The sequence below is a fragment of the Salegentibacter maritimus genome, from assembly GCF_016236915.1.
Taxonomy (GTDB): domain Bacteria; phylum Bacteroidota; class Bacteroidia; order Flavobacteriales; family Flavobacteriaceae; genus Salegentibacter; species Salegentibacter maritimus.
The window spans coordinates 1-24,593 of record NZ_JAEHOK010000033.1 but is presented as its reverse complement, the minus strand read 5'-3'; the positions used below and the strand labels follow the sequence as shown (position 1 = coordinate 24,593).

24 protein-coding genes are annotated in these 24,593 nt (G+C 36.1%); 18 read left to right on the top strand and 6 right to left on the bottom strand.

The annotated features are described in order from the left end of the window. Positions 1–213: 213 nt before the first annotated feature. Positions 214–1,194 (top strand): IS110 family RNA-guided transposase, encoded by a 981-nt coding sequence (locus I6U49_RS15990; protein ID WP_198627550.1) that lies wholly within the window; start codon positions 214–216, stop codon positions 1,192–1,194. A 46-nt stretch (positions 1,195–1,240) separates the two neighbouring features. Here the strand turns inward: I6U49_RS15990 and I6U49_RS15985 are convergent, their stop codons facing one another. Both I6U49_RS15985 and I6U49_RS15980 read right to left on the bottom strand, forming a co-directional pair. Next, positions 1,241–1,636, bottom strand: a complete 396-nt coding sequence (locus I6U49_RS15985) for a DoxX family protein (RefSeq protein ID WP_198629588.1) — start codon at positions 1,634–1,636, stop codon at positions 1,241–1,243. Between the two features lie 4 nt (positions 1,637–1,640). Beyond that, entirely contained in the window at positions 1,641–2,795 is a 1,155-nt protein-coding gene (locus tag I6U49_RS15980) for a DNA polymerase III subunit (RefSeq protein WP_198629587.1), read from the bottom strand. A 139-nt stretch (positions 2,796–2,934) separates the two neighbouring features. Between I6U49_RS15980 and I6U49_RS15975 the strand changes: the two genes are divergently transcribed. Genes I6U49_RS15975 through I6U49_RS15965 form a run of 3 tightly spaced genes read left to right on the top strand, consistent with a single transcriptional unit; the run spans position 2,935 to position 6,756 of the window. Next, complete coding sequence (locus I6U49_RS15975) at positions 2,935–4,119, top strand: phosphoglycerate kinase (RefSeq protein ID WP_193712303.1); 1,185 nt, start codon at positions 2,935–2,937, stop codon at positions 4,117–4,119. Between the two features lie 48 nt (positions 4,120–4,167). Beyond that, positions 4,168–5,751 (top strand): lytic transglycosylase domain-containing protein, encoded by a 1,584-nt coding sequence (locus tag I6U49_RS15970; RefSeq protein ID WP_198629586.1) that lies wholly within the window; start codon positions 4,168–4,170, stop codon positions 5,749–5,751. Between the two features lie 24 nt (positions 5,752–5,775). After that, on the top strand, positions 5,776–6,756 hold the full coding sequence (locus I6U49_RS15965; RefSeq protein ID WP_198629585.1) for a DUF4837 family protein: 981 nt from the start codon (positions 5,776–5,778) through the stop codon (positions 6,754–6,756). Positions 6,757–6,824: 68 nt separating this feature from the next. Here I6U49_RS15965 and tatA read toward each other — a convergent pair whose 3' ends face one another. Beyond that, positions 6,825–7,037 carry a twin-arginine translocase TatA/TatE family subunit gene (gene tatA / locus I6U49_RS15960; protein WP_193712306.1) on the bottom strand — a complete coding sequence of 71 codons (213 nt, stop codon included), beginning with the start codon at positions 7,035–7,037 and terminating at the stop codon, positions 6,825–6,827. A 201-nt stretch (positions 7,038–7,238) separates the two neighbouring features. Between tatA and I6U49_RS15955 the strand changes: the two genes are divergently transcribed. The 7 genes from I6U49_RS15955 (at position 7,239) to I6U49_RS15925 (ending at position 14,572) form a co-directional block, all read left to right on the top strand. Continuing rightward, on the top strand, positions 7,239–8,108 hold the full coding sequence (locus I6U49_RS15955) for a M23 family metallopeptidase (RefSeq protein WP_198629589.1): 870 nt from the start codon (positions 7,239–7,241) through the stop codon (positions 8,106–8,108). A gap of 71 nt (positions 8,109–8,179) precedes the next feature. Next, complete coding sequence (locus I6U49_RS15950; protein ID WP_193712308.1) at positions 8,180–9,679, top strand: GH3 auxin-responsive promoter family protein; 1,500 nt, start codon at positions 8,180–8,182, stop codon at positions 9,677–9,679. Between the two features lie 3 nt (positions 9,680–9,682). Next, a complete protein-coding gene (locus I6U49_RS15945; RefSeq protein WP_198629584.1) occupies positions 9,683–11,365 on the top strand; it encodes a DUF6909 family protein in 1,683 nt (560 codons plus the stop codon). A gap of 3 nt (positions 11,366–11,368) precedes the next feature. Then, positions 11,369–11,911, top strand: a complete 543-nt coding sequence (gene rfbC / locus I6U49_RS15940) for a dTDP-4-dehydrorhamnose 3,5-epimerase (protein ID WP_198629583.1) — start codon at positions 11,369–11,371, stop codon at positions 11,909–11,911. After that, positions 11,911–12,759, top strand: coding sequence for a dTDP-4-dehydrorhamnose reductase (rfbD, locus tag I6U49_RS15935; RefSeq protein WP_198629582.1), 849 nt, complete (start codon positions 11,911–11,913; stop codon positions 12,757–12,759). Before rfbC ends, rfbD begins: the two co-directional genes overlap by 1 nt. Positions 12,760–12,800: 41 nt before the next feature. Then, positions 12,801–13,790: a UDP-glucuronic acid decarboxylase family protein gene (locus tag I6U49_RS15930; protein WP_198629581.1), complete on the top strand. Its 990-nt coding sequence runs from the start codon at positions 12,801–12,803 to the stop codon at positions 13,788–13,790. An 8-nt stretch (positions 13,791–13,798) separates the two neighbouring features. Next, the gene (locus I6U49_RS15925; protein ID WP_198629580.1) at positions 13,799–14,572 is read left to right on the top strand and encodes a glycosyltransferase family 2 protein; all 774 of its coding nucleotides are present in this window, start codon (positions 13,799–13,801) and stop codon (positions 14,570–14,572) included. 82 nt (positions 14,573–14,654) lie between these two features. Here the strand turns inward: I6U49_RS15925 and I6U49_RS15920 are convergent, their stop codons facing one another. Then, the gene (locus I6U49_RS15920; protein WP_198629579.1) at positions 14,655–15,962 is read right to left on the bottom strand and encodes a phenylacetate--CoA ligase family protein; all 1,308 of its coding nucleotides are present in this window, start codon (positions 15,960–15,962) and stop codon (positions 14,655–14,657) included. 86 nt (positions 15,963–16,048) lie between these two features. On the opposite strand from I6U49_RS15920, the gene purD reads away from it, so the two are divergent. Further along, complete coding sequence (gene purD, locus I6U49_RS15915) at positions 16,049–17,323, top strand: phosphoribosylamine--glycine ligase (protein ID WP_198629578.1); 1,275 nt, start codon at positions 16,049–16,051, stop codon at positions 17,321–17,323. On the opposite strand, the gene I6U49_RS15910 is transcribed toward purD, so the two are convergent. Further along, positions 17,315–17,548, bottom strand: coding sequence for a DUF6341 family protein (locus I6U49_RS15910; RefSeq protein ID WP_193712316.1), 234 nt, complete (start codon positions 17,546–17,548; stop codon positions 17,315–17,317). The two genes, purD and I6U49_RS15910, sit on opposite strands and share 9 nt — an antisense overlap. A 111-nt stretch (positions 17,549–17,659) precedes the next feature. On the opposite strand from I6U49_RS15910, the gene I6U49_RS15905 reads away from it, so the two are divergent. The 6 genes from I6U49_RS15905 (at position 17,660) to I6U49_RS15880 (ending at position 23,191) form a co-directional block, all read left to right on the top strand. Further along, positions 17,660–18,583: a DUF6427 family protein gene (locus tag I6U49_RS15905; RefSeq protein ID WP_198629577.1), complete on the top strand. Its 924-nt coding sequence runs from the start codon at positions 17,660–17,662 to the stop codon at positions 18,581–18,583. Positions 18,584–19,051: 468 nt separating this feature from the next. Next, entirely contained in the window at positions 19,052–19,207 is a 156-nt protein-coding gene (locus tag I6U49_RS15900; protein ID WP_198629576.1) for a hypothetical protein, read from the top strand. 3 nt (positions 19,208–19,210) lie between these two features. After that, positions 19,211–19,816, top strand: coding sequence for a DUF4254 domain-containing protein (locus I6U49_RS15895; protein WP_193712318.1), 606 nt, complete (start codon positions 19,211–19,213; stop codon positions 19,814–19,816). Between the two features lie 171 nt (positions 19,817–19,987). After that, positions 19,988–21,070 (top strand): glycosyltransferase family 9 protein, encoded by a 1,083-nt coding sequence (locus tag I6U49_RS15890; RefSeq protein ID WP_198629575.1) that lies wholly within the window; start codon positions 19,988–19,990, stop codon positions 21,068–21,070. A gap of 101 nt (positions 21,071–21,171) precedes the next feature. Then, a complete protein-coding gene (locus I6U49_RS15885; protein WP_198629574.1) occupies positions 21,172–21,537 on the top strand; it encodes a hypothetical protein in 366 nt (121 codons plus the stop codon). Positions 21,538–21,763: 226 nt separating this feature from the next. Further along, complete coding sequence (locus I6U49_RS15880) at positions 21,764–23,191, top strand: amidohydrolase family protein (protein WP_198629573.1); 1,428 nt, start codon at positions 21,764–21,766, stop codon at positions 23,189–23,191. A 208-nt stretch (positions 23,192–23,399) separates the two neighbouring features. Here the strand turns inward: I6U49_RS15880 and I6U49_RS15875 are convergent, their stop codons facing one another. Then, on the bottom strand, positions 23,400–24,380 hold the full coding sequence (locus I6U49_RS15875; protein ID WP_198627550.1) for an IS110 family RNA-guided transposase: 981 nt from the start codon (positions 24,378–24,380) through the stop codon (positions 23,400–23,402). Positions 24,381–24,593 lie beyond the last annotated feature (213 nt).

Sequence of the window (24,593 nt, the reverse complement as noted above, 5' to 3'; positions counted from 1 at the left end):
TTCCTTTAGACTTGCAAGAGTAAAATTTGTGTAAATTAAGGATTAAAAAAGAGTAGGCTAACTATAACAAGTTCCAGTTAAAAGAGCTATATGCTGATTCAGTACCTACTCTTTCCCTAAATAGTAACTCAAATAGAAATTCGGGATTAAAAGCCCATTATTAAGGAATTGAGTCCTATTTAATTTAATCCATTCATAACTAAAACCAAAATTATGAAAAATTCATTGACTTTTGTAGGTATTGATATCAGTAAAAACACATTGGATATTTGTTCTATAAAAGGTGAGAAGAAACTGGCCAAACGTATTGATAACAACAAAAAAGCTATAAAAGTTTTTTTTAGTGGCTCAAAGCCACAAAGTTTAAAAGTCTGTATTGAGAATACGGGGCGATATGGCCGTAAGATTATTGAAGTCTTAACCTCTTTAAATATCGTTTTTTACGAAGTAAATCCTTTGCATTTACACAAAAGTATTGGACTCACCAGAGGAAAAGATGATATTATAGATGCCTTCCGTATTGCTAAATTCCTGGAAAAAAACCACACAGAACTCGAACCACATCAAAAACCAGAACCGGGAATAGAAAAGCTGAAAGCACTTATATCCCATAGGAACCTGTTAATTAAGCAAAGAGCCCAACTCAAAGCAAAAAACAAAGAAAACCTACTGATTGCAGATCTTGACTTGCCGCAACTGGAAGAGCACGGAGCTGAACTTATTCAATTACTAACTGAAAAAATAAAACAAACCGACAAATCAATAATTGAGGTTATTGAGCACAATAGTGTATTGAAGCACCAATACCATTTAATACGTGCTATTCCTGGAGTAGGTCCTATTTTATCGTGGAATATGTTGATTAAAACAAATGCATTTAAATCGATCACAAATCCTCGTAAATTTGCCTGTTATGCTGGAGTGGCGCCATTTTCAAAAAGTTCAGGAACTTCTGTTTTTGGTAGGGCATCGGTTTCTATCTATGCAGATAAAGGCATTAAGAAAATACTGCATTTAGCAGCCATGAGGGCGATCCAATTGCCTTCTGATTTAAAACAATATTACCATCGAAAGGTAAATGAAGGCAAAAACAAAATGAGCGTCTTAAATGCTGTAAGAAATAAGATCATTCATAGAATTTTTGCCATCATAAAAAATCAAAAAATATATAATAATAACTTGCAAGTGTCATAGAAATCAGGATGACGAGTTTAGAAAACTTCTCAGGCCTATTTCTATTTTAAGACATTAAAAAAACACCAAAAATTACCACAACAAAATATCCGGTTATGGTAAATGCACCGGCATAATCTTTAGCAACCCTTTGCCCAAATAATAGCATTAAAAGGGTAATAGCGGCTAATATGCACGAATAAAGCGCTATGGTAGGGTCGTTATAGGCTATTAGCCAAATGGCTCCCAGAATGGCCGCAAAACCGGTAATTATTTCAATAATCATAATTATTCCTACCATCAAAGGGACCTGGCCCGCAAGAAAGGTTCCTGAAAAATGTTCTTTTAACCAACCGGTATTTCCTTTCCAATCGCTGGCTTTATCTATCCCAGATTGTAAAAAAGTAATTAGAATAAATAATAGAATAAGTATTTCGGTAATATTTGCGTAAAGGTTTTCCATATTGTTAAGCGGCTTTTTTATGTAAATATCTGGTTAATCTAATAGATAGATCGGTAAGTATTATTTTTGCATTTCCGTTTCTTTCTATGTGATAAATGGCTTCTTCCAAAGCGGTAATAATATCTTTAATATTGTTGCCGTGCACAAAAGGAGCGAATTTTTCCAGTTTAAAGCCCGGCGTCTCCGGCTCCAGATATACCAGTTTTTCGGCTTTGTAATTTAGCATTAAGGCCTGTCTAAAAAAGTCTATACAATAGAGTAAAAAGCTTTTTTGTGATTCACGACCCATTGCCGCAATTTCTTCGCTCCAGGCAATAAGTTCTAAAACCGTAGCTCTATTTCCTTTTGCTTTAAAAGCACTACGCACCCAATTTATAAACCAGGTTTCAAATTGCTGATCGCTACTATCTTTTTGTAATAAATGTAAAGCACGGGTATAACTCCCATTGGCCTGGTGTGCAATTTTTAAAGCCGCAGGTTTACTACAGTTTTCATTTTTTTCTAGAAACGAGGCAATTTCATCTTCAGGTAAAGGGGGAAAATGCAATTTTTGACATCGGGACCTAATGGTTTGTATAATTTGTTCCTCGTCTTCAGTTATTAACAGAAAAAGCGTATTATTTGGCGGTTCTTCAATTAATTTAAGCAATTTATTGGCCGCTGCTGTATTCATCTTTTCGGCCATCCAAATAATCATTATTTTAAATCCGCCTTCATAGGCCTTTAAAGAAAGAGATTTAACCACTTCCTGGGCTTCATCTACCCCAATTTGGCCCTGCTTATTTTCAATTCCCAGTTTTTGGTACCATTCAAATAAGCTTCCGTAAGGATTTGTATTTACAAATTCCCGCCATTCTTCTAAAAAATGTGAAGAAACCGGATGTTTTTTTATTTTTTGATTGGCAGCAACCGGAAAAGCAAAATGAAGATCTGGATGTGCAAGTTTTTTAAAGCGTTCGTTGCAATTACTATTTCCGGTACTATTGCTACCTTCCTTATTTTTACAAAGTATGTATTGTGCATAAGCAATGGCAAGTGGTAAAGTGCCACTACCGGTTTTTCCTACAAATAACTGCGCATGAGGCACACGTCCATTATCGGCTGTAGTAGTAAGATGTTTCTTTAAATGCTGTAAACCTATTATTTCTTCAAAAAGCATAAGCAAATATAAAATTTATATACACTTTAATGTCTTTGGAAAAATTTATATTTGTAAATAGTACAGGCTTATTGAAAGTACACTGTACTTAATGTTAATCAACCTAACCAGATAATTTGGTAAAAAAAAGAATTTGAAAATGAAGACTTTAAACGATTTTAATTTTAAAGATAAACAAGCATTAATAAGAGTAGATTTTAATGTCCCGTTAGATAAAGATTTAAAGGTAACCGATGCAAATAGGATTGAAGCTGCAAAACCAACTATTATTAAGGTATTAGAAGATGGTGGAAGCGTAGTTTTAATGTCTCATTTAGGAAGGCCCGAAGGCCAGGAAGAAAAATATTCTTTAAAGAATATTGTAAGTAAAGTTTCAGAAGTTATTGGGGTAGAGCCAAAATTTGTGAATAATTGTGTTGGAGAAGAAGCTCAGGCCGCTGCCGATAATTTAAAACCCGGTGAAATACTTTTATTAGAAAACCTTAGATTCCATAAAGAAGAAAAAGCGGGAGACGAAAACTTTGCAGAGCAGCTTTCTAAACTGGGCGATATTTATGTAAACGATGCTTTTGGTACTGCTCACCGTGCTCATGCTTCAACTACTATTGTAGCAAAGTATTTTGACAACAAATGCTTTGGTTACCTATTGGAAAAAGAGATAAAAAACCTGGATAAGGTGCTTCATAGTGATGAAAAACCGGTCACAGCGGTATTAGGAGGTGCTAAAGTTTCTTCTAAAATTACGGTAATCGAGAATATTCTTGATAAAGTAGATCATCTTATTATTGGAGGCGGAATGGCTTATACTTTTATTCTTGCCAATGGCGGTAAAATTGGAAACTCTTTGGTAGAAGAAGATAAACAGGAATTAGCTTTGCAAATACTTAAGCAGGCAAAAGCTAAAAATGTAGAAGTGCACCTTCCGGTAGATGCTATTATTGCCGATAGCTTTTCTGAACAGGCCTCTACCGATGTGAGTAAGATAAACGAAATTCCAGATGGCTGGATGGGACTGGATGCGGGCCCTGAGAGCATTAAGAACTTTGATGCTGTAGTACAGAAATCGAAAATTATTCTTTGGAATGGCCCATTAGGGGTATTTGAAATGGATAAATTTTCAAAAGGAACCATAGCCCTGGGAGATTCAATCGCTGAAGCAACTAAAAACGGAGCCTTTTCTTTAGTTGGAGGTGGAGATTCTGTTGCAGCCGTTAAGAAATTTGGTTTCGACGAAAAGGTAAGTTATGTTTCTACCGGTGGTGGAGCTATGTTAGAAATGTTAGAAGGAAAATCCCTGCCGGGTATCCAGGCAATTGGAGAATAAACGTACTAAATAGTTCTATTTTACGTTCTTTTTAAAATCTTGAATATTATGGTTAAGCATATAATTTTATCACTTGTATTACTTTTTGGAATTAGCTTGTACGCGCAGGAAGAAAACCAAAAAAAGCAGGTAGAGAAAGCTAATTTTAGAGTACAGATCTTTCAAAAAGTTGATAGTAGTGAAATTATTCTTGCTCATCCAGACCCTGAATTCAGGGATAAATTACCAATTTCGGCTGTAATTAGGGACTCTTCGGCGGTATCGCTGCAAGATTTACCTCGTGCAGCCGAAATTGATTCTGTTTGGCGGGCCCAGCTTACCAATTCAGATCTTTTTAACTCTATGTATAAAAGCATTAGGGAACAGGAGTATGAAAAACACGTAAATAAAGAACTTCCCACCGATACTTTAAAGGCCAGGCTGGCCAAATTAAATGCGCGTACCCCTTTTAATGTCCAATACCATCCGGTTTTGGAGAATGTTATAAATTCTTACTTAAAGCGGAACAAGAAAGCTATGGAACGCCTTATGGCGTTAAGCGAATATTATTTTCCAATGTTTGAGCAACAATTGGATAGATATGATATTCCGTTAGAAATTAAATACCTGGCCATTGTAGAGTCTGCTTTAAACCCAAGGGCAAAATCCTGGGTAGGGGCTACGGGGCTTTGGCAGTTTATGTATAGAACCGGGAAAGCCCATGGTTTGGATGTTAGCAGTTATGTAGATGAGCGTATGGATCCGCAGAAGTCTACCCAGGCCGCTGCAGAATATCTGGCAAACCTATACCGCACTTTTGAAGATTGGGATTTGGTATTGGCTTCTTATAATTCTGGTCCCGGAAATGTTTCAAAAGCAATTCGTAGAAGCGGCGGATCTAATAATTACTGGGAATTAAGAAGGTTTTTACCAAGGGAAACTGCCGGTTATGTTCCTGCCTTTTTAGCTACCCTTTATCTTTTTGAATATGCCAACGAGCATAATTTTCAACCCCCGGCCCCCGAAATCGCTTTTTTTGAAACCGATACAATTAAGGCAAAACAATTAATTACGTTTGAACAAATCTCTAAAGTTACCGGAGTAGAAGAAGAGATGCTTCAGTTTCTAAACCCAAGCTATAAATTAGATGTAATTCCTTTTATAGAAGGTGAAGATTATATGATAAGACTTCCTGCCACTGCCAGCGGTGCTTTTGTAAGCAATGAGGCGGCCATCTATAACTTTGCCAAAGAAGAGCTGGAAAAGAAAGAAAAAGCCCTTCCTGAATATGTAAAAGCTGAAAATAAGATTAGGTACCGGGTAAAAAGTGGAGATTATTTAGGAAGAATTGCAGAAAGATATGGAGTAGGGGTAAGCAGTATTAAGCGTTGGAACGACCTTAGGGGCAATAATATTAGAATTGGGCAGTATCTTACTATTTACCCCAGAAAGCCCGGTGTAACCAGCCAAAATGCTTCTGCCGGAAATAGCCAAAACAAAGCTGCCAAAACCTATACAGTTAGAAAAGGAGATTCACTTTGGAGCATTTCCAGAAAATTTCCGGGAGTTACGGTACAGAATTTGAGGTCTTGGAATGATATGGGAACTAACAGCCTAAAACCCGGTATGAAACTTAAACTTTCTAAGGGCTAATCATTTCAAACCAAACTAAAAACAATGAAAAAAACATTATTTCTTCTATTCAGTATAGTTTTTCTAATCTCCTGTAATGAAAATGGAGATAAAAAAGAAGAACGAATCTTATCAGATTCCTCGGGAAATATAAATCAAATCACCTTAATTATAGAGAATGAACTTTGGGAAGGTAAGGTTGGTGAAGCTATAAGAGATAATTATGCAGCCGCCGTAGAGGGTCTCCCACAAGAAGAGCCCATGTTTTCTATAAGCCAAATCCCGCCAGAGACTTTTAGTGGTTTTGTACGCAGAAATAGGTCTTTTATCTCTGTTCAGGAAGGCGATAAGGCTGAGGCCAGAATAGTTAAAGATTTGTATGCCCGCCCACAAACCGGGGTAATCATCTCGGGTGAAAACGAAGAAGAACTTATTCATGTAATTAATGAAAGCTCCAAAAAATTAGTTTCGGCCTTTAAGGAGACTGAAATGAAAGAGAAACAACGCCGAATAGGCAAGTCTCTAAAAAAGGATGGAAAGCTCGAAGAAAAGTTTGGTTTATCACTCAATTTCCCATCAGCTTATCGATATGCACTTGAAGAAGATAATTTTGTGTGGATACGAAAGGAAATTCCAAAAGGGAATATGGAAATCCTTATCTACGAGGTGCCAATTAATCAAATTGAAGCCGATACCAATACTATTGGAAATATTATAAAAATGCGGGATTCTATTGGAAAAGCCCATATTCCGGGGCCTACCAAAGGTACCCATATGATAACAGAGGCCGCCTACGCACCTTATCTATTCGAAACCGAGATTGATGGTAAATTTGCTTATGAAACCCGTGGAACCTGGGAAGTAAAAGGAGCATTTATGGCTGGCCCATTCTTAAATTATGCTATTAAAGACGAAGCCAACAATCGGTTCTTAGTGGTAGAAGGATTTGTTTTTTCACCTTCAAGGGGTAAAAGAGATAATATGTTTGAGCTGGATGCTATTCTACAATCTGCAGATATTGAATAGAGCATAAAAAAACAATAAAAAAGCCCAAACTAAATTGTTCGGGCTTTTTTTATAAGGTAGATCTTTGTTTATTTTTTCTCGTTAGAAAAATTTTTGTCATCAGAAGGAACTTTGTTTTCGCCATCTTCATCTTTAGAAGCGTCTTTAAATTCTTTAATTCCACTACCTAATCCTCTCATCAATTCAGGAATTTTTCGACCTCCAAAAAGAAGCAAAATTACCACAACAATTAAGATAATTTGTGGGGCACCAATGGCTAATGGTAAAATAAATGCATTCATAATATATGATTTTGATATTACAAACTTAACAAGAATTAAATAATTACAACGCTATTATAGCTTAAATTTAAGTTATACTTGAAGGTAAAACTTAATTTTTAAGCATCTTAAAGTCAAAAACAAGCTTCTGTAAATAGTATATTTAGGATTGAAATAAGTTTTTAGAGAAGATTGGTGCACTTAAATTATCTTTGTACGTGAATTATGACCGAAAAAAAAAATAGAAAAAAAATAACCAGGAAGTTGCTTCATAAGTATCGAATGATTATAATAAATGAAGATACATTTGAGGAGAAACTTTCTTTTAAATTAACCCGGCTGAATGTTTTTGTAAGCATTACGCTAAGTGCTATAATTCTTATTGCTGCCACAACCTATATTATAGCTTTTACACCGCTTAAAGAGTATATACCGGGCTATTCTTCTGCAGAGTTAAAACAACAGGCTTCTCAATTAGCTTATGAGTCAGATTCCCTACAACAGGTTTTAAAACTTAATAATCAATACTTAAATTCCATAAAGGATGTGCTAACGGGGAAAGCCGATACTTCCAGTCTTAGTAGAGATTCTCTTATAGAAAACCCTATAATGGGGCAGGAGATTGAACCCATAGAGCCATCCCGGGCCGATTCCCTTTTGCGGGAAGAAGTTTTACAGGAAGACAAATACAATGTTTTGCCATCGGCCACAGATAATATAGATTTTTCACTGTTTCCACCGGTTAAAGGAACAATTTCGGAAGAATATGATGCCAAAGAAAAGCATTTTGCCGTAGATATTGTGGTGGCTAAAAACACACCGGTTAAGTCTGTAGCCGATGGCCGGGTAATTTTTTCTGAATGGACTACAGAAACCGGTTACGTAATAATTATTAAACACGAATACGGTTTGCTGTCTGTATACAAGCATAATGCTTCTTTGTCTAAAGAACAGGGCGAAAATGTGAGAAGGGGAGAGGTAATTGCCACTGCCGGTTCTACCGGAGAATATACTACCGGCCCACATTTGCATTTTGAACTTTGGAACGAAGCGGTGCCTGTAGACCCTACAGATTATATTGATTTTGACTAATAAATCACGACCTTTGTGATGCTAAGTCTATTATAGAAGTAGAATTACGCCATTTAATTTTAAAAAAACCTATGTCTTTAAAATCGTTTGGAGCCAAGATTTTCGCTAAAACTATTCGCAAACAAATAGATAATTGGGCTTCTAAACCTGAGGCCACCCAAGAAAAAATATTTCAGGATTTAATAGAGAAGGCCAAAGACACCAAATTTGGTAAAGATCACGATTTTAAGAATATTAAATCTTATAGCGATTTTGCCAAAAAAGTGCCGGTTCGTGATTATGAAGAATTGCGTTTTTATGTAGATAAAATGGTGGCGGGCGAACCCGATATTTTATGGCCGGGCAAACCTTTATATTATGCGAAAACATCGGGTACAACCAGCGGTGCAAAATATATTCCGCTTACCAAAGATTCTATGCCTTCGCATATTAATGCTGCCCGAAATGCAATTTTATGTTATATCGCCGAAACCGGAAACGCTAAATTTGTAGACGGGAAAATGATCTTTCTTCAGGGAAGCCCCGAAATGCAAGAGAAAAATGGGGTGAAACTTGGTCGTTTGTCAGGCATAGTAGCGCATTACGTACCTTCCTACCTTCAGAAAAACCGAATGCCAAGTTGGGAAACTAACTGTATAGATGATTGGGAAAAGAAAGTTGATGCTATTGTAGAAGAAACCAGGAACGAGAATATGAGCGTAATTAGCGGTATTCCATCCTGGGTACAAATGTATTTTGAAAGACTTCAGCAGAAAACCGGAAAAAAAGTAGGAGAGTTGTTTCCTAATTTTGACCTGTTTATTTATGGCGGGGTAAATTATGAACCTTATCGCTCTAAATTTGAAAAGCTTATTGGGAGAAAGGTAGATAGCATAGAGCTATATCCCGCTTCAGAAGGATTTTTTGCTTTTCAGGATAAACAAAGCGAAAAAGGAATGTTGCTGCAGCTCAATTCGGGAATGTTCTACGAGTTTATAAAAGCCGATGAATTTTTTGACGAAAACCCTAAAAGACTTAGTATAGGCGAAGTGAAAACAGGCGTTAATTACGTGATGCTGGTTTCTACCAATGCTGGTCTTTGGGCCTATAATATTGGAGATACTGTACAATTTACCAGCACTAAACCCTACCGGGTTATTGTTTCGGGAAGAATAAAACATTTTATTTCGGCTTTTGGGGAACACGTGATTGCCAAAGAGGTTGAAGAAGCGATTCAGGAAGCTACTTTAGCTACAAATGCCCAAATAAGTGAGTTTACCGTAGCCCCGCAAATTACCCCCGAAGCTAAGGAATTGCCTTATCACGAATGGTTTATAGAGTTTGAAAAAGAGCCTGAAGATTTGTTGAAATTCAGAGAAATCCTGGATAAAAGCCTTCAACAGCAAAATTCTTATTATTTTGATCTCATAGAAGGGAAGATTCTTCAGCCATTAAAAATAACAAAAGTTCCACAGAATGGTTTTCAGCAGTATATGAAGTCTATTGGCAAACTTGGCGGACAAAATAAATTGCCGCGCCTGGCCAACGATCGTAAAATCGCCGAAGTCCTGGAAAAAATTATAAAAGCATAAAAAATGATAAATCTTAAATTACTGGGCCGTACCCGTGCTCAAGAAAGTACACACGCTATAGAACGTATGTATATAACCATGCGTCATCTTTTTAATCGCGGTTTTTATAAACCTATGGGCGTTTCCGGTGAAACTTTAAGGGAATCTTTACTTATTCTTCGCCCCGAAATTTACGGTTCTATTGCCGATGATAAAGCTGAGTTAAGCGGATTATTGTATGTAATAGATAGATTGCCAAAAGGAATTGAAGAGTGTAGGTTTATAAACCTTACCAGTGATGAAGGTTATGGTAATTCGCATTTTAAGCCCATTGTTCCTCCTAAACGCCGGCGTAACTGCTACAGGATAGATGATGAGCAAATGAATATTGAAATAACCCGCGGCCGTTCTGAGATTTATGATATTCTTACGCACCTTACTTTTCTTTTTATAGAATCTCATAAAATAATGCGTCGCGTAATTATAGATGAAGAAGGCAGTGTTACCCGAGACTGGCAAAAGCTGGAAAAGGCGGTGCTACAGGAAGAGCCTTTAGACCAAACAGAACGGGAAATTGCGTTAACCCATACCGCAAATATTTTAGGTAGAACTTTTTATGAAGTCCAGGAAATCTATCCAAAATTCTCCCTTCCGGGAAATACAGAACGCTTTTTAAATATAATTTACTGGTTAGGAAAACTCGCTATTGCCGAAACCGTTAATAACAATAAGCGAATTATAACTTTTAGCCCTGTATTGCGAGAGCGTTTAGGGCATCATATTCACGGAGAGATTTGGGCCGATAATATTAAACAGCATCTTATAAAAGAGAATTTAATGCACCGCCCATTGCACATTATTAGTGCAAATATGCATAGTGTTATGAACACGCTTTACACTCCTTCGGCCTTAAAAACAGAGCTTAAAAAGAAAAAGCCGCTGGAAATTTATGAAGCCCTTAGCGATAGTGCCAATGGTAATTTGCGAAGTAAAGTTATGAAGGTTGCTTTAGAGACTGGCATGAGCTTTTTGGAAGACAAGAGCGGAACCAATATTGACGTGCAAATCTTTGATACCGCTAAATTAAATGGGAAATACGGCTCGTGGGATATCAAAACTGAAGAAGAAGCACCGGTTATTATTGTGATGGATTATGCCTTTGGAGAGCAGGCTTATGAAACCATGGATGAGTTGCTGAAACCTTATAATTTTGAAGGTAACGAGATTAAAATGAATGTAGAGTCTATCTCAATTATGGGAAAAGCCGGGATTCTAGAAGGTGGAAAAGGCGATATTATGATTCCTTCTGCCCATTTGTTTGAAGGTACTGCAGATAACTACCCGTTTAAAAACGAACTTAGTCGTACCGATCTTCAAGAAAACGATATTGCGGTTGTAGATGGTGCAATGATTACGGTTTTGGGTACCTCTCTTCAAAACAGGGATATCCTTAAATTTTTCCACGATTCTACCTGGAACGTAAGCGGATTGGAAATGGAGGGGGCTCACTATCAAAAAGCCATTCAGGCGGCTTCGAAATTACGGGGTAGTATTCGTAACGATGTAAAGGTGAGATATGCTTATTATGCTTCAGATAATCCTTTAGAAACCGGTAGTACCTTAGCTTCAGGAGGATTGGGAACCACAGGTGTAAAGCCCACTTATTTAATCACCGAAAAGATTCTTGAGCAAATCTTTAAATCCTAATTTATGAAAATTGAAGAAACGCCTTTAAAAGACTGTTTTATCATAAAACCCGAAATTTTTAGGGATAAAAGAGGACTCTTTTTAGAAAGTTACCACAAAAAAAAGTTTATAGAATTAACCGGGATAGAAAAGGAGTTTGTTCAGGATAATCAATCTATTTCTAAAAAAGGCGTTTTACGCGGAATACATTACCAAACCGGGGAATTTGCCCAAACCAAATTGGTTCGTGTAATTTATGGGAAAGTTTTGGATGTGGTAGTAGATTTAAGGCCAGAATCCCCCACTTTTAAACAGAGCTTTAAAATTATTTTGGATCACGAGAATTTATATCAACTCTATATCCCCAAAGGCTTTGGTCACGGTTTTGTTACCCTTTCAGAAACTTCGGTTTTTGCTTATAAATGCGATCAATATTATATGCCGGGTTCTGAGGCCGGGATTATTTATAAAGATCCCGATTTGGCGATAGATTGGGAATTTCCGGAGGAAGAAATGATTATTTCAGATAAAGATTTAAAACAGCCGTTTTTAAAAGAGGTTTTTTAATGAAGAATATTCTCATAACCGGTGCCAATGGTCAATTAGGAGCTTGTTTTAAAAAGATTTCGGGAGATTATACTGAATGTAACTTTATATTTAAATCTTCTTCGGAAGCCGATATTACCGATAAATCTAAATTAGTTAAGCTATTTGCTGAAGTTAAACCCCATTGGGTAATTAACTGCGCCGCTTACACCAATGTTGAAAAAGCCGAAGCCGAAGAAGAAAAAGCCTTTAAAATTAATGCTGAAGCTTCTAAGAACCTGGCTGAGCTTTGTGTAGCTAACCAGGCAAAACTGGTTCATTTTTCTACCGATTATGTGTTCGATGGTAAAGCTGAAAAGCCTTATAAGGAAACAGATAAAACCAATCCCATTAATGTTTACGGGGCCTCCAAACTAAAGGGAGAGATTTTAATTGCAGAAATCTTAAAAGAGCATTTTATTTTTAGGACTTCCTGGTTGTATTCAGAATTTGGGCATAATTTTTATAAAACCATTGGGAGAAAAATAGACGAAAAGGCCGAGCTTAATATCACTACTTCCCAAACCGGAACCCCAACAAATGCAAATGATTTGGCCGGGTTAGTGTTGGAGATAATCGCTTCAGAAAATAAGAATTTCGGGTTATATCACTTTAGCAATTTGGGACAGGCTACCTGGTACGATTTTGCAAAAGAAATTTTGGAACTTACAGGAAATTCAGAAGAAATAGTTTTAAACAAGAGCAATAATTTTAAAACCATAGCCGCAAGGCCTAATTATAGTGTGTTAGATAAAACAAAATTGCAACAAGTGTTTTCAATACCTATTTTAGACTGGAAAGTGAGTCTTAAAAACCTAATTAAGATATAAATCTGCTAGAATTTCATTAATTTGAACTTAAATCTTATCAAATGGCGAAAAGAATACTTATAACCGGCGCGGCAGGCTTTTTAGGCTCCCATTTATGCGACAGATTTATAAAAGAGGGCTACCATGTAATTGGAATGGATAACCTTATTACCGGAGATCTTAAGAATATTGAACATCTTTTTAAGCTGGATAATTTTGAGTTTTTCCATCACGATATTACCAAATTTGTTCATGTGCCCGGCGAATTAGATTATATTCTGCATTTTGCTTCTCCTGCCAGCCCAATAGATTATCTAAAGATTCCAATTCAAACCTTAAAAGTAGGTTCGGTGGGAACCTGGCATTGCCTTGGTTTGGCTAAGGAAAAAAATGCCCGTATTCTCATTGCCTCTACTTCTGAAGTTTATGGCGATCCCCAGGTGCATCCCCAAAGTGAAACATATTATGGCAATGTAAATACCATTGGCCCACGTGGAGTATATGATGAAGCAAAGCGTTTCCAGGAATCTATTACCATGGCTTATCATCGTTTTCACGGTTTGGAAACCAGAATTGCGAGGATTTTTAATACCTACGGCCCCAGGATGCGTTTAAACGATGGGCGGGTAATTCCCGCGTTTATTGGCCAGGCGCTTCGCGGTGAAGATCTCACTATTTTTGGTGATGGCTTGCAAACGCGTTCTTTTTGCTATGTAGACGATCAAATTGAAGGAATTTATAGATTGCTGCTAAGCGATTATTCCGATCCGGTGAATATTGGAAACCCTGATGAAATTACCATTAAAGATTTTGCAGAAGAAATTCTAAAGCTTACCGGTACTAACCAACAAATTGTATACAAAGAATTGCCCGAAGACGACCCACTAAAAAGACAGCCCGATATTAGCAAAGCGAAAGAGATTTTAGGCTGGGAACCAAAAGTTGCCAGAAGCGAGGGAATGAAAATTACCTATAATTATTTTAAAAGCCTTAGTGCTGAAGAGCTCGAGAAAAGCGAACACAAAGATTTTTCAGGACATATAAGACGTTAAATTCAAGTATGAAAAATCCCCTGGTTTCAATAATTATGCCTGCCTTTAATGCGGAAAATTTTATTGAAACCGCCGTAGCGTCGGTTATTTCTCAAACCTATTCTAATTGGGAATTGTTTATTGTAGACGATGCTTCTACCGATACCACTTTTTCTAAAATTGAAACGCTGGCAAAGCAAGACCCCCGAATTAAAATATTTCGAAATCAACAAAATTTAGGTACCGGAATAAGTAGAAATAAAGGCATTAAAGCTGCGCAGGGAGATTTTATTGCCTTTTTGGATGCAGATGACCAATGGAAACCAAAAAAGCTGGAAATACAGCTTAGAGTAATGCAACAGAAGGATGCACTGGTTTGTTTCTCCAGTTATTTGCAAATAGATGAAGGCGGAAACTCATTAAATAAAATAATTGAGGCCCTTCCTGTTTTGAGTTATCAAAAACTGCTAAAATCAAATTACCTGGGCAATCTTACCGGAATTTACAATGTTAAAAAGTTAGGGAAAATTTATGCTCCCGAAATTAGAAAAAGACAGGATTGGGCACTTTGGCTGGAAGCGGTTAAACGATCTGGCCGGGCTATGGGAATTCAACAGTGTTTAGCGAAATACCGGGTAAGAAAAGGATCTATTTCCGGGGACAAACCACAAATGCTGAAATATAATTTTTATATCTACCATAAAGTATTAGGTTACAATTTTTTTAAAAGCAGTTTTTGTATGCTGGTATTTTTAAAAGAGCATTTTTTTGTAAAAACTAAACAAGTAAAGAAGCTTAAATGATGTACACCTTCCAGTCCTGAAAGCTGTCAGGATTATTTTAGGGCATTTTTTAGAAAAATAATTGAATTCGTGGCGGTAAAAATTACAATTCTGAAATAAACTGTTTTAATTTCCCGCTTTTATTTCGCTTCAGGATACTTTTTCGCTCAAAATTTACCTGAAGGTTTTTGCCTACGTAGGTTTCAATAGCCTGTATTACTTTTTGCTGCTGATCTTTGGAAAAAACTTCCTGGCTCACATATTCAATGCTAAAAGAATCGGGGGTAATTTGTTTTACGATAAATTCTTTGATGTTTCCGGTATCTTCAATAATGCTTTTTGTTACATAATAAAAGGTGAGTCCCGGTACCACTTTGCCATTAGGGAGTTTGGCGATATCGTTGGTTCGGCCAATTAATTTTTCTAAAATTGGCTTTTTTGCTGTGCTTTTAACCGAAAGTATGCCTGTATCTCCAATTTTATAGCGAATAATGGGATGTGCTTTGTTGTAAAGTGAGGTAATTACTATGTTTCCTTCGGTCCCTGAAGGCACCGATTTATTTTCTTCATCAAGTATTTCCACAAATAGATCTTCAGAATTCACAATCCATTCGTTGTTCTGGTCTTCAAAAGCAATAAGGCCTACTTCACTGGCACCATATTCGTTTACTACCGGAACCCCAAATGCGGCTTGCATTAATTCCCTGTCTTTTTTAAACAAGCGTTCAGAGGTTACTATACAGAGCTTTAGGTTTGGACAAACCTCTTTTAAAACCAGGTTTTTCGTTACCATAAACCTGGCAAAAAGCAATACAGCACTGGTATAGCCATTAATATAGCTAAAATTTGACTTTTGAAATCGCTTTAAAAATTTCTCCATTTTTTGTTCACTAAGATCAAATATGGGAAATCTGCGCCGTAAACTAATTCGGTCTTTAATGCGCTCCTGAATGTTTCCGTATAAATCTAAGGGAATACCGTAAAATCTGGCCTGCAAGGATTTGTTGAGGTCTATACCGTGCCACTGATACCTGTTTTGAAACCCTGCCCAACTCAAGGCATGGGTAAACTTATCTTTGGCAAAAATAAAGGGCGTCCCACTACTACCGGAGGTTTTACCAATATATGCTGTATATTTTGTAAAGCCTTTAGTAAGTCGGTTTTCTAATTTTTGTTGCAAATCGGTTTTGGTCATTACCGGTACGTTCTCCCAGGTAGAAAAACTCTCTCTTCCAAAAAAATCTTTATAAAAGCTATTGTTTTTTAAGTGATAATCAACAATTTCCCGTTGCTTTTCTAAAAGATAAGTTTCGTAGTGTTCTTCGGGGATAGCTTGTATTTTTTCCAATGTTTTTTGTGCCCGGTCTATGGGGAATTTATTCAATTGTAGAGAAAGTTTAAACCAGTCCAAGGGCAAAAAATCTTTTTTATCAAAAATAATTGGTGCTTCAATTTACAAACAATTATTTTTGAAGCCATAACTAAAATCACTTCAGGATGAAAATATTAATTCTAGGCGCGGGCGGGCGCGAACACACTTTTGCATATAAATTGGCACAGAGCCCAAATTGTTCTCAACTTTTTGTAGCTCCGGGGAACGCAGGAACCGCCGAGATAGCTAAGAATATAGATCTTAAAGTAACCGATTTTGAAGCAATTAAAGACTTTGTGCTTCAGGAAAAAATTGAAATGCTGGTGGTAGGTCCTGAAGATCCACTGGTTGCAGGTATTACCGATTTTTTTGCAGAAGACTCTGCTTTAAAACAGGTTAAAGTGATTGGCCCCTCTAAGCGTGGTGCCCTTTTAGAAGGAAGTAAGGAACGTGCCAAGGAGTTTATGGCCATGCATAAAATACCTACCGCCTCCTATGAGAGTTTTACTAAAGAAAGCCTGGAAGCAGGAAAAAAGTTTCTGGAAACTTTAAAACCACCCTATGTTTTAAAAGCTGATGGCCTTGCGGGCGGAAAAGGGGTTTTAATTTTAAACGAGCTTGAAGAAGCCAAACAGGAACTCCAAAATATGCTGGCCGATAATAAATTTGGAGCCGCAAGCGAGAAAGTAGTGATTGAAGAGTTTTTAGATGGTATTGAATTAAGCGTTTTTGTTCTTACCGATGGTAAAAACTATAAAATTATGCCAACGGCCAAGGATTATAAAAGAATTGGGGAAGGGGATACCGGTTTAAATACCGGAGGAATGGGTGCTATTTCGCCGGTTCCTTTTGTTGATGATGATTTGATGCAAAAGATTGAAGAGCGCATTGTAAAACCTACTGTAAACGGACTTCAGGAAGAAAATATAGATTATAAGGGCTTTATCTTTATAGGGCTTATAAAAGTGAACAATGAACCTTACGTGATAGAATATAATGTGCGTATGGGAGATCCTGAAACAGAAGTGGTATTACCAAGAATAAAATCTGATCTCGTTGAAATCTTTGAAAAGCTTTCTGAAGGAAAACTAAACGAAGCAAGTTTAGAGGTAGATGAACGTGCGGCAACTACAGTTATGTTAGTATCTGGAGGCTATCCTGAAGCTTATGAAAAATCTAAAGAGATTACCGGTTTTGATAATGTAGAGGGCTCTATTGTATTTCACGCTGGAACCAAAAATGAATCAGGTAAAGTTGTAACTAGTGGTGGCCGGGTTATTGCCGTAACTTCATTTGGGAAAGATTATAAAGAAGCACTAAAAAAATCTTATCAAAATGCAGCTAAACTACATTTTGATAAGATGTATTATAGAAAAGATCTTGGATTTGATTTATCCTAAAAACGAATGTGCAGTTGGATCGTAATCGTCGTCTTGAATTTCGTTATAATGTTTTAGCTGTTTCATCCAATAAACAATAGCCGCGAAGCAAATTATAACGAAAATAAAGTTTAGGGCATTAGCAGCCCACCAGGAATCTAATTCCAGGTCTCTAAAAAAGTCAAAAGGAATAAATAATATCTCCTCAAACAAGTAGGCGATCCCTTCAAATATATCTGTTAACATTTTAAATGAATTTAAGTTCAATTTACTGCAAAGTTATATTAAAATGTCTCTGTAGACGTTACAATAACTAACTTTGTTGCCTTTAAGGATACAAAAATATAAAAAACCACAATGCTAACAAGCTTTTTTGGTAAATCAAAACCTGTAAATGGTATAGTGATCACTCTTTTTTTGATCCTGTTTTTTACGATCGCAAATTTTAGATCGTGGTTTTTAGATTTTGAGCTACTTATTTTTCTGGAGAAATTTGTAGTTTTAGTATGCCTTATTCTGAGTGTTTTTATACTAAATTTTATCGCTAAAAAGAACGAACTTACTCAACGTAGTGCGTATAAAATTTTATTTTTCGCGATATTTTCGGCTTCTTTTTTTAGTCTTTTAAAGAACCATCAGGTTATTTTCGCAAATTTATGTGTGCTTTTTGCCTTGAGAAGGGTTATTAGTTTACAAACTAAAAAAGTGGTACAACGAAAAATCTTTGATGCTACCTTTTGGATATGTATCGCCTCCCTTTTTTATTTCTGGGCTATTTTGTTTTTGGTGGTAGTCTACGCAGGAATTATCTATTATTTGCCTAAAGCTAAAAATTGGCTAATTCCGCCTATTGCAGCCCTAACGGTCACTTTATTGACCCAAAGTTTTCATATTATAGCCTACGATCAATTTTATACGCTTGGAGAGTGGTTTCAGTGGAATTATTTTGACTATTCAAATTATCAGGATCCTAAAATTCTTATTCCAATAAGTATAATTTTAGCCCTGGCGCTTTGGTCACTGGTTCAATTCTTTTCGGTAGTGAATAAAGCAAGTGTCTCTGTAAAAGCTTCTTTAAACCTGGTATTACTTAGCTTGCTAACAGCTGTTGGGGTAGCCATTTTTGCACCCACCAAAGATGGAAGTGAGCTTATTTTCCTTTTTGTACCGCTTAGTATTATTGTTTCTATTTATTTTGATCAAAAAAGCGATAAAGTATTTAGGGAAGTCTTGCTGGCATTACTTATCTTAATGCCATTGTGTATTCCCTTACTTTTTTAAATGAATCTACCGGTACCTAGAAGTAAAATAAGAAAGGCCGTCAATGCGAATATAGATGTCTCCGGAAACAATATAATTCACTGGATAAATTGGCTAATACGGCCTGGATGTATAAATTTTTTTTAAAGTAGGAAAGGAATCAGCATAAAAAGGATTAAAGCTGCAGCCAACAGATTTTGAAATAACAGCATATTTGCACGGGGTTATTCAAGAAGATACCAATCAATAGATAAGAGAGATTGAGGGGGTAGGGTATATCCTATATTTATACCCACCCTACAAAACACAATATGGTACTTATTATCATATCTTATATACCATTGTAAAATATGATACCTTTGCACCTGGAGGTAAAACCAGACTTTGGGTTTATTATCGCTCTAATTATTGTAAAAAGAATCATTTTACAATTTGATAGCGCAAGCGAAGTTTAGGTATAAATTTTTCAGTTATAATAATGAGGGATTAATGCCTTCAGAAGAAATAAAAGAAATAATGAGCCGTTTTGGAGATTATGGTTTGGCCACTAGAAATTATAGGCGCTTTAAAGCCGATAAAATCGAAAACCGGAATCATAAAGCCAATAACACTAAAGAATATCTACACATTTTAGAAAAAAAATAATTTATGTTTTCAGATAAAGCAAATAAGATTTTTCAGGAAGTAATAGCAAAATACCACGAAAAAGATAGCGTGGATCAGCCATTTAATAATCCTTACGATAGCGAAAATGAATTAATAGAACATTTATTGTACAGAAAATGTTGGATAGATACTGTACAATGGCATTATGAAGATATTATTCGCGATAAACATATAGATCCGGTTGATGCTTTGGACTTAAAGCGCCAAATAGACGCTTCTAACCAGGACCGTACCGACACCGTAGAATATATTGATAGTTATTTTCTGGAAAAATTTAAAGAAGTTACGCCAGAAAAAAATGCTACCATTAACTCTGAAAGTCCGGCCTGGGCCATAGACAGGCTCTCTATTTTAGCTTTGAAAATTTACCATATGGATGAAGAGGCTAACCGGGAAGATGCCTCGCAAGAGCACCAAATGAAGTGTAAAGCGAAGCTTGATGTGCTACTGGAGCAACGTGTAGATCTTTCTTTGGCCATAAACCAATTGCTGGAAGATATTGCCGCCGGGAGAAAATATATGAAAGTCTACAAACAGATGAAAATGTATAACGACGATGAGTTAAACCCTGTTTTAAGAGGGAAATAAGCCAGTTTATTGGCCAAAACAAAGGAGGCTATTTGAAAAGTCTATTCTTGTCAAGCTGAACTTGTTTCAGCTTCTAACATGTTTTTAATTATCAACACTTTAGATTTTGAAATAAATTCAAGATGACGGTTTTAAAACCTTTTCAGACAGCTTCTTAATCATTCGATAATAATGGCAGAAAATCACCAAAATCCTAAAGACTTTTCTTCCGTTTCTTCAAACGAAGCAGCGCATATTCTGGTGATTCGTTTATCGGCTATGGGCGATGTAGCCATGACCGTGCCCGTTTTGCGAGTTTTAACAGCCACGTATCCCAATTTAAAAATTAGCGTTTTAACCCGGGGCTTTTTTAAACCAATGTTTGAGGGAATCCCCCGGGTTTCGGTTTATAAAGCCGATATTAAAGGAGTGCATAGTGGGGTGATTGGATTGGCCCGGCTGGCAAAAGAACTTAGGGATTCCGGAATTGATAAAGTAGCCGATTTGCATAATGTTTTACGAAGCAATGTGCTGAAATCTGTGTTCTATTTGTTTGGAATCCCAGTGAAGCAAATTGATAAAGGCCGAAGCGAAAAGAAAGCACTTACCCGTGAAAACAATAAGGTTTTTAAACAATTAAAACCCACCATACAACGCTATGCCGATGTATTTGAAGCTTTGGGCTATCCTTTAGATCTAAAGCAACATCAATTTCCGGAAAAGAAAAAGCTTTCAGAAAAAATAAGGAAGCTGCTGGGCAACGATTCTAAAAAGTGGTTGGGAATAGCCCCTTTTGCACAACATGCATCAAAAGCCTATCCGAACGATTTAATGGAAGAGGTTTTAAGAGAACTAAGTGAAAATTCAAAAATCAAGGTTTTATTATTTGGTGGTGGGGCTGCAGAAGAGGAAAAATTGGAAAGCTGGGCCAAAAAATTTAAAAATACCCTTAGTATTGCCGGCAAATTAACTTTGGCCGAAGAATTGGCACTTATTACCAATCTTGATGCTATGCTTGCTATGGATAGCGGAAATGCCCATATGGCTGCTATGTATGGAATTCCGGTTATTAGCCTTTGGGGCGTAACACATCCCTATGCCGGTTTTGCCCCCTTTAACCAAGCCCCCGAAAATAGTTTACTTCCTGATTTGGAGAAATTCCCGAAGATTCCAACTTCCGTTTACGGGAATAAATTTCCAGAAGGTTATGAAAATGCCATTCGTAGCATTCCTTCTAAAAGTGTTTTAAAGAAAATTGATGAGGTTTTATTTTAAAATGTATGTAAAGTAAGCTATTAAAAAACAGTCTGGTTTATTTTCAATTACAAGCAGGTTGTAGCTATATTTTACTACAAACCGGGTAGAATTGGGATAGATTGGCGTTGACCTTCATTATAATAGAAAATTTACAAGGCAGCTCAAAATTTAAATTTAATGACTCTTTAATATTTACGGAAATTGAGTTTTCCGAAATTCAAGTCTCTATCCCAAAAGAGTTAAGCTTATTATCTGAAGAGTATAGTTACCTAAATAGTAAAATTAAAATGCCTTTAACTCAAGAAGAGTTGTCTTTTCCTTTCTCTTATGATATAGAAAGCACTTATTACCTTAACCAAAAAAGTAAACTAACTTCTAATTATACTGTTTTTCTCAGAAAAAATGAAGCAAGTTTTTTAGCGACATTTAGGGAAATTTCTACTGGAGAAACTTTAATGTTGGATGGTATCTGGACAGGTTTTTAATAACATAGAAGTTGAGTTTTTAGCAAACGAAATTGAATAGTTATTTTGTTATGAAAGCCGAGTATGCACTAGAAATTTAAGAAAGTAAATGAGTTTTCAAACCCTGGCGATCTAATGGCAACGCCTTGCATTATAGTTTAATTAGTTTGGTGTGATTTAGACTAGAAACTGTAACAAAAAATGAGACTTTCTGTCTTTTAGAGTACATCATCAATCAAAATAAAAAATGAAATACTTAAAACTTCTAACACTGTTTGCAGTTATCAGCTTCAATTTGAACGCTCAGAACAATTTAAATTTAGAAAACAATCAACAGGAAAAAGCATCTTATGTTATAAAGAATGTGAATGTGATTCCAATGACTAATAATAATAAAGTCATGGAAAATGCAACAGTTGTAATCCAAAATAAAAGAATACAATCCATTAATGATTCTATTCCAACGAACGCAATAATTATTGATGGAACCGATAAATGGCTCATTCCCGGATTTATTGATATGCACGTTCATAATCTAGCGGATGGGCCGTATAAGTCTTATCCTACAAAAGGTCCTGCAATACACTTTGATACACAAAATTTTATGACACTCTACGTAGCAAACGGAGTTACTACTGTATTCGAGTTAAGTGCAAGAGCAGAACATATTGGGCAACGAAACGAAATTTTAAGAGGAGATGTGGTAGGTCCAAGAATTGCTTTGGCGGCATTAATAGACGGGAGTAATGCAAATATGACTGCTACAACACCATCTGACGGAAGACAAACCGTTAGACTTGCAAAAGGTGAAGGTTATGAGTTTATAAAAGTATATTCTCAATTGAATATTGAGACCTATAAAGCTATTATTGATGAAGCAGAGAAACAGGGAATCAAAGTTGTGGGTCACGTTCCTGCCGCATTTGAAGGAAAACCTGCCGAGGATTTTTTTGTTCCTCACTTTGGGTTAATCGCACACGCAGAGGAATTATCAAAACAAACGGAAGAATTCAGCTTTGAAAAAGCACAAGAGTATGCACGTTTGGCTAAAAAAAATGGTACTTGGTTAATTCCTAATTTATCCAATCTTGTTTATATAGCAAAACAAGCACGTTCGCTTGATAGTGTATTAAACCTTAAAAGTTTTAAGTTTGTCCACCCGCTTATGCAGAGTAAATGGATTGAATCCAATCAGTATTACCAGGGTACAAATGCCAAACGTATTGCTTACTTCGATAAGCTCGTAGACTTTCATGTTAAAGTAGTTAAGGCTTTTAAAAAGGAAGGTGTTCCAATGGTTACAGGAACGGATGCAGGAACTTCTGGGATTGTATGGGGGTTTTCACTTCACGACGAACTTAAATTATTGGTAGAGGCAGGCTTAACTAATGAAGAAGCTTTAGCCTCTGCAACCCGATTAGGCGCTGAATGGCTTGAAATTGACGATAAAATTGGAACAATCGAAAAAGGAAAGTTTGCAGATTTAATTCTATTAGATAAAAATCCGTTGAAGAACATTAATAATACCCGCAAAATTTCTGGTGTCTTTATAAATGGCAAATGGATTGATGAAAATAAACTTGATGATATGCTTTCTTATGTTGAGGAATGGAACAATGCCAATAAAGAAAATTATAATTGGAAAGAAGTGATAAGAAAAATAAGAGGGAGATAGATTAAAACTATGCCTAATAACTAAGCTTTCCGAGAAGATAAATTCGAAGCGGGCGGTATTGCCAGAAATGAAAGTATTTTTAACTAAGCCGGTTTCTTGCTAGTGAGCCATATATGGGATTTAGTTTAATGAAATACATATAATTATTATAAATATTTGTACATAAAAAAGAGGCTGTCTGAAAAGTCTATTCTCGTCAAGCTGATTTCTATGACACTTGCAAGTTATTATTATATATTTTTTGATTTTTTATGATGGCAAAAATTCTATGAATGATCTTATTTCTTACAGCATTTAAGACGCTCATTTTGTTTTTGCCTTCATTTACCTTTCGATGGTAATATTGTTTTAAATCAGAAGGCAATTGGATCGCCCTCATGGCTGCTAAATGCAGTATTTTCTTAATGCCTTTATCTGCATAGATAGAAACCGATGCCCTACCAAAAACAGAAGTTCCTGAACTTTTTGAAAATGGCGCCACTCCAGCATAACAGGCAAATTTACGAGGATTTGTGATCGATTTAAATGCATTTGTTTTAATCAACATATTCCACGATAAAATAGGACCTACTCCAGGAATAGCACGTATTAAATGGTATTGGTGCTTCAATACACTATTGTGCTCAATAACCTCAATTATTGATTTGTCGGTTTGTTTTATTTTTTCAGTTAGTAATTGAATAAGTTCAGCTCCGTGCTCTTCCAGTTGCGGCAAGTCAAGATCTGCAATCAGTAGGTTTTCTTTGTTTTTTGCTTTGAGTTGGGCTCTTTGCTTAATTAACAGGTTCCTATGGGATATAAGTGCTTTCAGCTTTTCTATTCCCGGTTCTGGTTTTTGATGTGGTTCGAGTTCTGTGTGGTTTTTTTCCAGGAATTTAGCAATACGGAAGGCATCTATAATATCATCTTTTCCTCTGGTGAGTCCAATACTTTTGTGTAAATGCAAAGGATTTACTTCGTAAAAAACGATATTTAAAGAGGTTAAGACTTCAATAATCTTACGGCCATATCGCCCCGTATTCTCAATACAGACTTTTAAACTTTGTGGCTTTGAGCCACTAAAAAAAACTTTTATAGCTTTTTTGTTGTTATCAATACGTTTGGCCAGTTTCTTCTCACCTTTTATAGAACAAATATCCAATGTGTTTTTACTGATATCAATACCTACAAAAGTCAATGAATTTTTCATAATTTTGGTTTTAGTTATGAATGGATTAAATTAAATAGGACTCAATTCCTTAATAATGGGCTTTTAATCCCGAATTTCTATTTGAGTTACTATTTAGGGAAAGAGTAGGTACTGAATCAGCATATAGCTCTTTTAACTGGAACTTGTTATAGTTAGCCTACTCTTTTTTAATCCTTAATTTACACAAATTTTACTCTTGCAAGTCTAAAGGAA

Excerpts from the sequence above, each read along its gene's own strand:
- I6U49_RS15990 (WP_198627550.1), top strand. The coding sequence starts at position 214 with ATGAAAAATTCATTGACTTTTGTAGGTATTGATATCAGTAAAAACACA.
- I6U49_RS15985 (WP_198629588.1), bottom strand. The coding sequence starts at position 1,636 with ATGGAAAACCTTTACGCAAATATTACCGAAATACTTATTCTATTATTT.
- I6U49_RS15980 (WP_198629587.1), bottom strand. The coding sequence starts at position 2,795 with ATGCTTTTTGAAGAAATAATAGGTTTACAGCATTTAAAGAAACATCTT.
- I6U49_RS15975 (WP_193712303.1), top strand. The coding sequence starts at position 2,935 with ATGAAGACTTTAAACGATTTTAATTTTAAAGATAAACAAGCATTAATA.
- I6U49_RS15970 (WP_198629586.1), top strand. The coding sequence starts at position 4,168 with ATGGTTAAGCATATAATTTTATCACTTGTATTACTTTTTGGAATTAGC.
- I6U49_RS15965 (WP_198629585.1), top strand. The coding sequence starts at position 5,776 with ATGAAAAAAACATTATTTCTTCTATTCAGTATAGTTTTTCTAATCTCC.
- tatA (WP_193712306.1), bottom strand. The coding sequence starts at position 7,037 with ATGAATGCATTTATTTTACCATTAGCCATTGGTGCCCCACAAATTATC.
- I6U49_RS15950 (WP_193712308.1), top strand. The coding sequence starts at position 8,180 with ATGTCTTTAAAATCGTTTGGAGCCAAGATTTTCGCTAAAACTATTCGC.
- I6U49_RS15945 (WP_198629584.1), top strand. The coding sequence starts at position 9,683 with ATGATAAATCTTAAATTACTGGGCCGTACCCGTGCTCAAGAAAGTACA.
- rfbC (WP_198629583.1), top strand. The coding sequence starts at position 11,369 with ATGAAAATTGAAGAAACGCCTTTAAAAGACTGTTTTATCATAAAACCC.
- rfbD (WP_198629582.1), top strand. The coding sequence starts at position 11,911 with ATGAAGAATATTCTCATAACCGGTGCCAATGGTCAATTAGGAGCTTGT.
- I6U49_RS15930 (WP_198629581.1), top strand. The coding sequence starts at position 12,801 with ATGGCGAAAAGAATACTTATAACCGGCGCGGCAGGCTTTTTAGGCTCC.
- I6U49_RS15925 (WP_198629580.1), top strand. The coding sequence starts at position 13,799 with ATGAAAAATCCCCTGGTTTCAATAATTATGCCTGCCTTTAATGCGGAA.
- purD (WP_198629578.1), top strand. The coding sequence starts at position 16,049 with ATGAAAATATTAATTCTAGGCGCGGGCGGGCGCGAACACACTTTTGCA.
- I6U49_RS15910 (WP_193712316.1), bottom strand. The coding sequence starts at position 17,548 with ATGTTAACAGATATATTTGAAGGGATCGCCTACTTGTTTGAGGAGATA.
- I6U49_RS15905 (WP_198629577.1), top strand. The coding sequence starts at position 17,660 with ATGCTAACAAGCTTTTTTGGTAAATCAAAACCTGTAAATGGTATAGTG.
- I6U49_RS15900 (WP_198629576.1), top strand. The coding sequence starts at position 19,052 with ATGCCTTCAGAAGAAATAAAAGAAATAATGAGCCGTTTTGGAGATTAT.
- I6U49_RS15895 (WP_193712318.1), top strand. The coding sequence starts at position 19,211 with ATGTTTTCAGATAAAGCAAATAAGATTTTTCAGGAAGTAATAGCAAAA.
- I6U49_RS15890 (WP_198629575.1), top strand. The coding sequence starts at position 19,988 with ATGGCAGAAAATCACCAAAATCCTAAAGACTTTTCTTCCGTTTCTTCA.
- I6U49_RS15880 (WP_198629573.1), top strand. The coding sequence starts at position 21,764 with ATGAAATACTTAAAACTTCTAACACTGTTTGCAGTTATCAGCTTCAAT.
- I6U49_RS15875 (WP_198627550.1), bottom strand. The coding sequence starts at position 24,380 with ATGAAAAATTCATTGACTTTTGTAGGTATTGATATCAGTAAAAACACA.